A 9,527-nucleotide genomic window follows, 5' to 3' on the forward strand; every position below is an offset into this window, starting at 1 on the left:
GTGACCTTTATCGGAGCGGCTCACAACGCCGCGTGGGCGCACGAATGAGACTCGAAAGATGACCGATGATGTAGGCGAACTATGTCAGAGAACTCACTGTATCGGCCTCATCTTTCCTCTGAGATGTGTAGAAATCTCAACGTGATCCACGAGCTTATTATGCCTCCACCGACAACCATGAAAGCAGTCCCCAGCGCATGCAGAAAATAGCTTATGCCAATAGTTCGCGTATAACTATTGAAAAGCTCATCGATTGAAGTAGACGTCGGCCCTTGCTGCAAGACGACCCCAAGGACGACACAGCAGATGCCGAGCGGTAGAAGATGGCGATATCTCATGCTTTCGCAGGCTAACCGGAGTGACCCGTCTGGCCAGATGAACACTCCGCCGCATACCAAAACCACAGCAAACGACTGAGCTCCAGCCTTAGGTTCAGCCGCAATATCTCCCCAAAAATCGGCGCACGTAAACCTGCCGGATTAGGCTGCAGGCCAGCGCTTCAGACCGGACCAACTCAGCTGCATAAACCTTTACGCAAGACCACGACCAAGCGTTTATCGTTGTCCAAACGTTCTTCGACCTGCTGGTGCCGCAGGCGTCGCCTCATCCAGCAGCCGAGCCCGGTCAGGACTCGCAGCGACCGGCCCGCCACAGCTGGGCATACCGGCCGTCCGCCGCCAACAGCTCCTCGTGCGAACCGGATTCCACCACCGCACCGGAATCCATCACCACGATGCGATCAGCCAGCCGTGCCTGCTCCAGACGGTGAGCGACCACCACCGACGTCCGACCCGCCGCCAAACGCATCGCCGCCTCGTCCACCCCGGCGCCAGGCTCAGAACTCTCCTCCGAGGCAGCCTCGTCCAAGACCACCACCGGCGGATCCAACAAAGCCACCCGGGCGATCGCGATCTGCTGAGCACGCACCGGCGACACCGGCACCCCGCCACCACCGATCACCGTGTCCACGCCATCGGGCAAGGACGCCACCCACTCCGACAGCCCCGCCACCTCCACCGCAGCCTGCACCGCAGCCTCATCGGCCTCCGGCACCGCCAAACACAGATCGTCCCGCAAAGACCCCGAGAAGACATGGCTCTCCTGCGCGATCAACACCAGCGAGCGCGCCCGCACCCGCGGCGGCATCGACGCCACATCCACCCCGCCCAAAAGCACCTGGCCGCCCTGCGGGCTGCGCACCCCGGTGAACAAGGCCGCCACCGTCGACTTGCCCGCGCCCGACGCCCCCACCAAGGCCAAGGAGGACCCCTGCGGCACCGTCAGATCGAAACCGTCCAGCACGCGGGCACCCCCGTCGTAGGCGAAGGTCAACGCCTGCGCGGTCAGATCACCCGAACAGGGCACGACTGCTCCCTGAGTCGCTGTTCCGTCCGTCGGCTCCGCGTCCCGTCCCGGCCCCACCCCAGGCCCACCAGCCGTCTTCTGTTCGCCGATCTGCCCGGTCGGCATGTCCGTTCCCAGGCCTACGATCCGCTGTAGGGACACCGACGCCGACTGCACCTGGTCGATGACCATCACCAGCGCACCGATCGGGCCGAAAAGTCTGAAGAAGAACAGGCTCGCTGCGGTGGCCTGGCCCACCGAGACCTCGCCGGCCTGTACCAGCCAGGTGCCGACCGCCAAGAGCACGCTCACCCCGAGGAATTCCGCCAGGTTCACCCCGGCGAACAGGCGGGTCGTCGCGACCTGTACCAGCACCGTCAACCGGGTGACCTGCCACGACGGTCGGGAAGCCCGGGGACGGCGGTAGTCCTGCAGTTGCAGCGCCCGCAAGGTCGAGGCGCCCTCGGCGATCCCGAGGACTTCACCGGCCCGGGATGCCCTGGCCGCGCGTTCTTCCACGTACAGCGGCGGTGCTTCCCGCCGGTACCGGCGCACCACGAAGGCGTACACCGGTGAGGTCACCACCACGAGGGCAACCACGAAAGACCAATGGATGCCGGCCATTCCCACCGCGGTGACCAGTACGGCTGCGCCGGCGCCGGTCAGCGCAGGGACGGCCTGGTTGACCGCCGATGTCACTGCTGCGACGTCATCGGTCGTCCGCGAGACGATGTCTCCGCTGCCGGCCCGCTCCACCCGTGCCAGCGGCCGACGCAGGGCAGCCCGCATCGCCTGCTCGCGCAGGTCGGCGACCACCCGGTCGGCGGCCCCCGCGGAGAGGACCGTCCCTACCCCGTGTGCTGCCGCGCCCGCGAGGGTCGCCGCCGCCATCACCGCGATCGACCGGACCACTGCGTCCGAACCTGATCCGAGGAGCGGGACCTCACGGCCTCGGACGATGTCGACCAGTCCGCCCAGCACCGCTGGTAGCGCCAGGCCGCAGAAAGCGGCGAAGAGCAGCAGCGGCACCGCGAGGGCGACCCGCCAGGTCTGCGGGCGGCCCAACCGGCGGGTCTCCGCCCAGACTTCGCGGCCTGAGGCGAGCGCGAAGGTTTCCGGGGCCGAGGTGTCGGCGGTAGGGGTGGGTGTGGTCACGAGGTGGCTCCTGCCGTGCGTTCGAGGGAGGCCTCGGGCTGGGCGTCGCCGTCCTCGTCGGGGGTGGGCTCGGGAAGGGTGATCGTCCGGTCGGCGACGGCCCGCCAAGCCGGGGATGCGGTGCACACCAGGGTGATTCCTTCGGCGCGGAAGTCGCGTACGCTGCGGGCGACCTGGTTCTCGGTGACGGCGTCGACGGCGGTCGTCGGGTCGTCGAGCAGGAGGACGGCGGGGCGTCCGGCGAGGGCGCGGGCGAGGGCGACCCGTTGGCGTTGTCCGCCGGAGAGTCGACGGCCTGCTTCGCCGATCTGGGTGTGTCCGCCTTCGGGGAGGAGCGCGAGGACGTCGTCGAGGCCGGCGGCTGTCTGGGCTGCGCGGGTGTTGTCCGGGGTTCCGCGGCCGGCGGCGACGGCGTCGTCCAGGGTGTCGGGGAAGAGGTGGGTGTCGTGGGGTGCGACGTGGACGACGGTGCGGATGAGGTCGACGGGGCAGTCGGCGAGATCGGTGCCGGAGAAGGTGGCCCGGTCGTCCGGTCCTGGGGTCGCGGTGGAGGTGCCGCCGAGGAGGCGTCCGAGTTGGGCGTTCTGCTCAGGTGTCGCCTCGATCACGACGAGTTCCCCTTCTCCGAAGCGGTACTGACGGCCAGCGACCCACAGCGCCAGTTCCCCGTCCCGCTTCGTCTCCCCCTCAACCGGGACCTGAGCACCAAGTACGGTGCTCAGGTTCCGGTTGAGGGTGGGGCCTTGTTGGTCGTGGGGGGTGCGGAGGAGGGTCAGGACCCGTTCTGCTGAAGCCAGTCCTGCCGCCCAGAAGATGCCGACATTGCGTCCGAGCAGCGTCATCGGGCCGACCACCAGCTGGGTGAGAGCAACCACCGTGACCAGCTCACCGATCGTGAACTGCCCGTGCACCGTACGGTGAGCGGCGACTCCGGCGACAGCGACCACGAAGAGCCCCCCGGCCAAGGCGGTCGAACTCTCCATCACCGCCCGCGAACCATTGGCGCGCAATGCCGCATCCAGGGCAGACCGCGACGAGGTCTCGTACCGGCGGCGGGCCTCCGGCTCGGCACCCAGACCCTTCACGACCCGCAAGCCGCTGATCAGGTCGGCTGCCGTGCCCGCAGCAGCCGCAGCAGCGGCCTGCGCACCACGCAACCGGGCCGCCAACGGCCGCATCGCCCGGTCGGCGACCGCGACGGTGACCGCGGCACCGATCAGGACCCCGACGGCCAAGGGCCACCAGATGACCGCCAGCAGCACACCCACGGCGAACAGCGCGGCGATCTCCCCCACCGGGAAGAACGAGATCAATTTGGTGCGGGCCACCGCCTGCACGTCACTACTGGCCACCGCGAGCAGATCCCCGGCGAGACGAGGACGCCCGCCGAAACCACGCGCATCGAGGATGCGGTCGGTGGTCAAGGTGCGCAGCTCGTGCTCCACCTGGCCGTAACCGGCGAAAGCCAGCCGCGCCCCCATCCGGTAGCCGGTGGACAACACCACGAAAGCCATGCCGAGCACGCCCACATAGGTGAGGGTCCCGGCGAGATCCCCTGCGGCGACAGGACCGTCCAAGGCCCAGCCGATCAGCAGGGGAACGCACGCCTCACCGACCTGGTGGAGCACGGCCAGGACGGCGGCGAGCGCGGTACGCCGAGGATGAGCGGTCAGGACCTGCCGGAGCAGGCCTGCCGGGGTGGTGTCCTCGGTGATCTGCAGGGTGCGGTCGTCGATGCGGGAGTCATCGGGGACGCAGGTGATCGGCACGTCAGCTGCTCTCCGGGCCGGCGCGGAAGGTGACGGCGTGCTGTCCCCAGCCGACGGGGTCGAGGCCGGTGAGGGTGGTTCCGGTGACGGCGGCGAGCGCTTCGAGGTCGCTGCGGGTGGGCAGCGCGGCGCCGTGCAGGCAGAGCCTGCGCAGGTCGTCCTCGAGTTCGTGTTCGTCCGGCCTGGCCGGGTCGAGCAGCGGGGTGACCATGACGAGTCGCCCGGTGTTGCTGAGGAGTTCGCTGATCAAGGCGGGGAGGTCCTCGGCAGCGGTGGTGCCGGGCAGGTCGACGGCGACGACGGTGTCGGCCGGGGCCGGGAGCTGTCCGGGCCGGGGTGCCGCGGTGAAGGTGACGGCGGCCCTGCGGGCGGCGCTCATCTCGTCGCGGCAGCGGCGGAGCTGCCGGTCGTCACCGGTGACGGTGACCGACAGGTCGGGGCGTTGCCGGATGATCTCGTCGGCGTAGACCCCGGCTCCCGGGCCGAGGACGGTGACCTGTTCGCCGTCCGTCAGGTCGAGGACGGGAGGCAGTGCCGGAGCGGTGAACCCGGCTTCCTGGGCGACCCGGTCGGCGTGGTCGTCGGCGATCTCGCCGTCGCCGGTGAGTTCGGCGACGATCGTCTGCCCGTCCTGGGAGGCGCATTCGCCGGTGTGCAGCCCGGCGAGGAGGCCGATGAAGGCGAGATCCCGGCGGGCGGCGGCTCCGGTGAGGGAGGCGACCATGTGGGAGTCGGGGTCGGAGAGTTCGTTGCCCAGCGGGGTCAGGTGCAGGAATCCTTCGTCGTCGAGTCGCAGGTATTCCAGGGCGCCGAGGTAGCGGACCAGGCGGGCGAGTCGTTCGGCGGGGACGCCGGTGCGTCCGGCGAGGTCGGGCAGGTTGTCGACGCCTTCGTCGATGGCGGCGAACAGGTCGATCTCGCAGGCGGCGCGGATCGCGAAGGCCGGGGCGAGTTCGGTCGTCTCGTGGATGACGGCGGTCGGGCGGGGCCCGGTGGCTTCGACGTCGATGGTCGAGGGGTCGTCGCCCATGGTGACGACGGGACGTTCCTTCCAGTAGCCGGTGATCTCGACGTCGCTCCTGGGGAGTCCGCAGTCGTGGGTGAACCAGCGGCGCAGCGGTTTGATCCGTCCGGCTTCCCCGGCGACCCACACGTACGGGGTGCCTTCGCCGAGGGGGCATTCCTGGGTGGTCCGGATGAAGTCGCCGCCTTCGGCGCGTACCACCCAGGTGGTACGGGCGTCGGCCTGGGTGGCCAGTGGGACGATGTGGTCGGTCTCGGCGACTTCGACGACGGCCTGCACGGGAAAGCCTGCGGGGAGTTCTTCCAGGCAGCGGGCGATGGCGGGCAGTGCCGTCTCGTCGCCGGCGACGAGGAGGCTGTCGGCGTGGGTGGGCAGTGCCGAGGAGGCCTTGGGTCCGGCGACGTGGACGGTTTGTCCGGGGCGGGCGCGCCCGGCCCAGGTCGAGGCGAGTCCGGCGATGTGTTGGGCGAAGTCGACGACGAGCTGTCCGGTCTCGGTGTCGAAGCTGCGCACCGTGTAGGTGCGGGCCAGGGAGATGGTGCGTTCGTCCCAGTCGAGGCGACCGTCGGGCAGGGGCTCGGGTGCGACGGCTTCCCCGGTGGCGGGGTCGGGGACGATGATCTTCACGTCGTCGTCGAAACCGTTGCTGACCAGCGCGGGGACGGCGACGCCATTCCGTTCGTGAGCGTGGAGTCCGGGGCCGCCCAGGACGACCCGGCGCATGCCGGGGCTGAGGTCGTAGGCGTCGATCACCTGGAGTTCCCGGACGGTGATGGGGTAGACGGTCCGGTCGCGGCTGGTGCGGGGCATGGGCTCCTCGTTCGTGGCGATGTGGAGCCCGGCCGTCAGGGGCAGACCTGACGGCCGGGCTGGTTGTGGGGAGTCTGGTGTTTCAGGCGCTGGCGCGCTCCTGACCTGCTCGGGCGGCCAGGATGCTGTCGAGGATCTCGCTGCTGCGCAGGGCGAGGTTCGACAGCAGCGCCGAGGTCAGTCCGTGGGTGTGTTCCACCCCGCCGTTGAGGTACACGGAAGGAAGCGCGTCTTCGACAGGGGCCCAACGATAGTCGCGGAGTACGGCGGGGAGCCCGTTGTCGTGGCGGTACCAGCGGGCGCTGTTGCCGAAGAGGTCGGCGGGGTCGGCGCCACGGTAGCCGGTGGCCATGACGACGGCGTCGGCCCGCAGGGTCTCTTCTCGTCCGTTCATCAGGTCGCGGACGGTGAGGGTGACGCCGTCGGCGTCCTCGGTGCAGTCGACGGCTTCGGTGCAGTTGTGGATGTGCAGGCGGGGTCGGCCGGTGACGAGTTCTTCGTAGGCGCGGGTGTAGAGGTCTTCGATGAGGACGGGGTCGACGGCGGAGTAGTTGGTGCCCCGGTGGTAGCGGTACATGCGTTCGCGGACCTGCGGGTCGGCGCCGTGCCAGCGGTCGACCATGTCGGGGTCGAAGATGCGGTTGGCGAACGGCGAGTCGTCGGCGGGGGTGTAGCCGACCTTGCCGAAGACGGCGTGGATGGTGCGTTCGGGGCAGGTGTCGTGCAGGTGCTGGGCGGCTTCGGCGGCGGACTGCCCGGAGCCGATCACGACGGCCGTGCGGATCTTGCCCGGTGCGGCGTCCAGGGAGGTGAGCAGGTCGTGGGTGTGGAAGACCCGGTCGGAGGCGTCGGCCCAGACGGGCATGATCGGGACGAGCCCGGGGGCGTGGACGAGGCTGCGCCCGTGGAAGGTGGCGCCGTCGGCGGTGGTGACGGTGACCTGGTTGCCGGCCCGGTCGACCTCGACGCCGGTGACGGTACTCCCGTAGCGGGCGACGTCCTCGACGTGTTTCGCGGCCCAGGTGAGATAGTCGGCGAATTCCTGACGGGTGGGGAAGAAGCTCTGTTTGTTGACGAAGTCCGGAAGCCGTCCGGCCTGGTGGACATAGGTCAGGAAGGACAGCGGGTGGGCCGGGTCGCGGTAGGTGACGAGGTCTTTCAGGAAGGAGATCTGCATGGTGGTCCCGGGGAGCATCATGCCGGGATGCCAGGTGAAGTGGTCGCGTTTCTCGAGGAAGATCGCCGTGATCCTACGATCGGCGGGGGCTTCGCGGTTGTGGTCTGCGAGGGCGATGGCCAGGGCGATATTGGCGGGGCCGAAGCCGATGCCGATGATGTCGTACACGAGAAGCCTCTTCGGTGTTGTGTCGTACCAGGGAGAACCAGCTACTTAGGTAAGGCTAACCTCATTTTTGCGCTAAGGGGAGTTCGGAATCCTCACGCAATCCACGCTTACTGACCTTTCCCACCCCCGTCTGCGGAAATTCCCGCACCAGATGCACCACATCCGGAATCGCGAAGGACGCCAACCCCCGCGCCCGCAAGAACTGCCGCAGACCCCGCGCATCCGGAACATCCGCCGCCTCCGGATCACGCACGATCACATAAGCGCACACCCGCTCCCCCAACACCTCGTCCGGCAGACCCACCACCGACACGTCGTGCACCGCCGGATGCGCCAACAACTCGTTCTCCACCGCCTCCGGAGCAACCTTCTCCCCGCCACGGTTGATCTGATCCTTCGCCCGGCCGACCACCACCAGATGACCCGACGGCAACTGCCGCACCACATCCCCCGTCCGATAAAAACCCTCCGCCGTGAACGAACGCGCATCGTGCTCCGGCGCCCGGTGATAACGACGAATCGTGTACGGACCCCGCGTCAACAAATGCCCCGGCTCCCCCGAAGCCACCGGAACATCCGCATCATCGACCACCAGCACCTCGTCCCACGACGACTGCGGACACCCCTGCGTCGACAACACCAACTCCGGGTCGTCGTCGAACCGGGTGTAATTCACCAGGCCCTCGGCCATCCCGAAAACCTGCTGCAAAGCGCAACCCAACTCCGGGACCACCCGACAGGCCACCGACTCGCTCAACTTCGCGCCACCGACCCACAACACCCGCAAAGAAGACAACTCCGACCGCTCCCGCAGCGGCGAATTCAACCAGGCCAACAACAACGGCGGCACCAGCGCCACCGCCGTCACCCCCTGCGCCTCGATCAACGGCAGACAGGTCGACGGGCTCGGATCCGCCGCCAGGACCACCTGCGCGCCCACCATGAACGCCCCCAGGATCCCCGGCGAACTCATCGTGAAATTGTGCGACGCCGGCAACACCACCAACATCACGTCGTCCCCGGTCAACGCCGTCACCTCGACACTGGCCCGCACCGAGTACACATACTCCGCATGCGTCCGCGGAATCAGCTTCGGCACCCCCGTCGTCCCACCGGACAACTGGAAGAACGCCAAGGACAACGCCGACACCTCGGCCCGCGCCACCGGAGCACACCCCGACGCCACCGACCACGGATCCTCCGCCCGATCCGCGACCAACACCACCTCCACCTCGGGAAACTCCGCACGCACCATCGACGGCACCGCCGCGAACCGCTCCCCCGGACGATCCGGACCCACGTACGCCCGCGCCGGAGCCAGACCCACGAAATGCCGCACCTCCGCCGCACCGTGCGCCGCCAGAGCGAACACCGGCACCGCCCCCAACCGGTGCACCGCGAAGACCGTCTCCACGAAAGCCACCGAATTCGGCAGATGAACCACCACGGCGTCCCCGACACCGACCCCCCGCGCCGCCAACACCCGCGCCGCCCGATCGACCGCCGCATCCAACTGCGCATAGGTCGCCCGGCGGTACCGGTCGCTCACCGCAGGACGATCCGGCCACCGACGGGCCGCCTCCGCCAACAGGTCGTCCAGCGTGTCCTCGGTCCACAGGCCCTCACGTCGATAACGGTCCACCAGCTCCGCAGGGAACCCCGACACGGTGTGCCCCTCCGGAACACCCCCATCCGGACCCACCGTGGGCTCGACCTTCGACGACGACATGGACACAGCACTCCTTCAGAAGAGGACGACAAGAACAGGACGGACACGCCGCCACCACCGACGAGGACGCCCCCGCCCGGACACACCGCCGGGGTGGCCCCTCAGATCAGAGGGGCCACCCGCGACAGATCAGCGGATCGACAACGGGCGCATGTCGACCCACGTACGTTCCACGAACTCGCAGCACTCGGCCCGCGACGCCCCCTCAGGCGCGCCGAAGACGACCCGCCAGCCCCCGGGCAACTCCCGGAACACCGGCCACAAGGAATACTGCTCCTCCTCATTGACGAGTACGAAGAACCGGCCGGACTCGTCGTCGAACGGATTGGTCGACATCAGGTCACTCCTTAA

Annotated in this window: 6 protein-coding genes; all 6 read right to left on the reverse strand. The window is 68.6% G+C overall.

All coding sequences use genetic code 11. From position 1 onward, the window contains the following. Nucleotides 1-624 precede the first annotated feature (624 nt). The 6 genes from DX923_RS13280 to DX923_RS13305 all read right to left on the reverse strand — a co-directional run bounded on the left by DX923_RS13280 (nt 625) and on the right by DX923_RS13305 (nt 9,512). On the reverse strand, nt 625-2,499 hold the full coding sequence (locus DX923_RS13280) for an ABC transporter ATP-binding protein (protein ID WP_162872986.1): 1,875 nt from the start codon (nt 2,497-2,499) through the stop codon (nt 625-627). Continuing rightward, complete coding sequence (locus DX923_RS13285; protein WP_116115610.1) at nt 2,496-4,268, reverse strand: ABC transporter transmembrane domain-containing protein; 1,773 nt, start codon at nt 4,266-4,268, stop codon at nt 2,496-2,498. Before DX923_RS13285 ends, DX923_RS13280 begins: the two co-directional genes overlap by 4 nt. 1 nt (nt 4,269) lies before the next feature. After that, a complete protein-coding gene (locus tag DX923_RS13290; RefSeq protein WP_116115611.1) occupies nt 4,270-6,102 on the reverse strand; it encodes a siderophore-interacting protein in 1,833 nt (610 codons plus the stop codon). An 82-nt stretch (nt 6,103-6,184) separates the two neighbouring features. Beyond that, nucleotides 6,185-7,447, reverse strand: coding sequence for a lysine N(6)-hydroxylase/L-ornithine N(5)-oxygenase family protein (locus DX923_RS13295; protein WP_116115612.1), 1,263 nt, complete (start codon nt 7,445-7,447; stop codon nt 6,185-6,187). A 61-nt stretch (nt 7,448-7,508) separates the two neighbouring features. Next, entirely contained in the window at nt 7,509-9,176 is a 1,668-nt protein-coding gene (locus DX923_RS13300; RefSeq protein ID WP_116115613.1) for a (2,3-dihydroxybenzoyl)adenylate synthase, read from the reverse strand. A 129-nt stretch (nt 9,177-9,305) separates the two neighbouring features. Continuing rightward, nucleotides 9,306-9,512: an MbtH family protein gene (locus tag DX923_RS13305; RefSeq protein ID WP_006503239.1), complete on the reverse strand. Its 207-nt coding sequence runs from the start codon at nt 9,510-9,512 to the stop codon at nt 9,306-9,308. Between the last annotated feature and the right edge of the window lie 15 nt (nt 9,513-9,527).

It is taken from the genome of Austwickia chelonae (assembly GCF_003391095.1).
Taxonomy (GTDB): domain Bacteria; phylum Actinomycetota; class Actinomycetes; order Actinomycetales; family Dermatophilaceae; genus Austwickia; species Austwickia chelonae_A.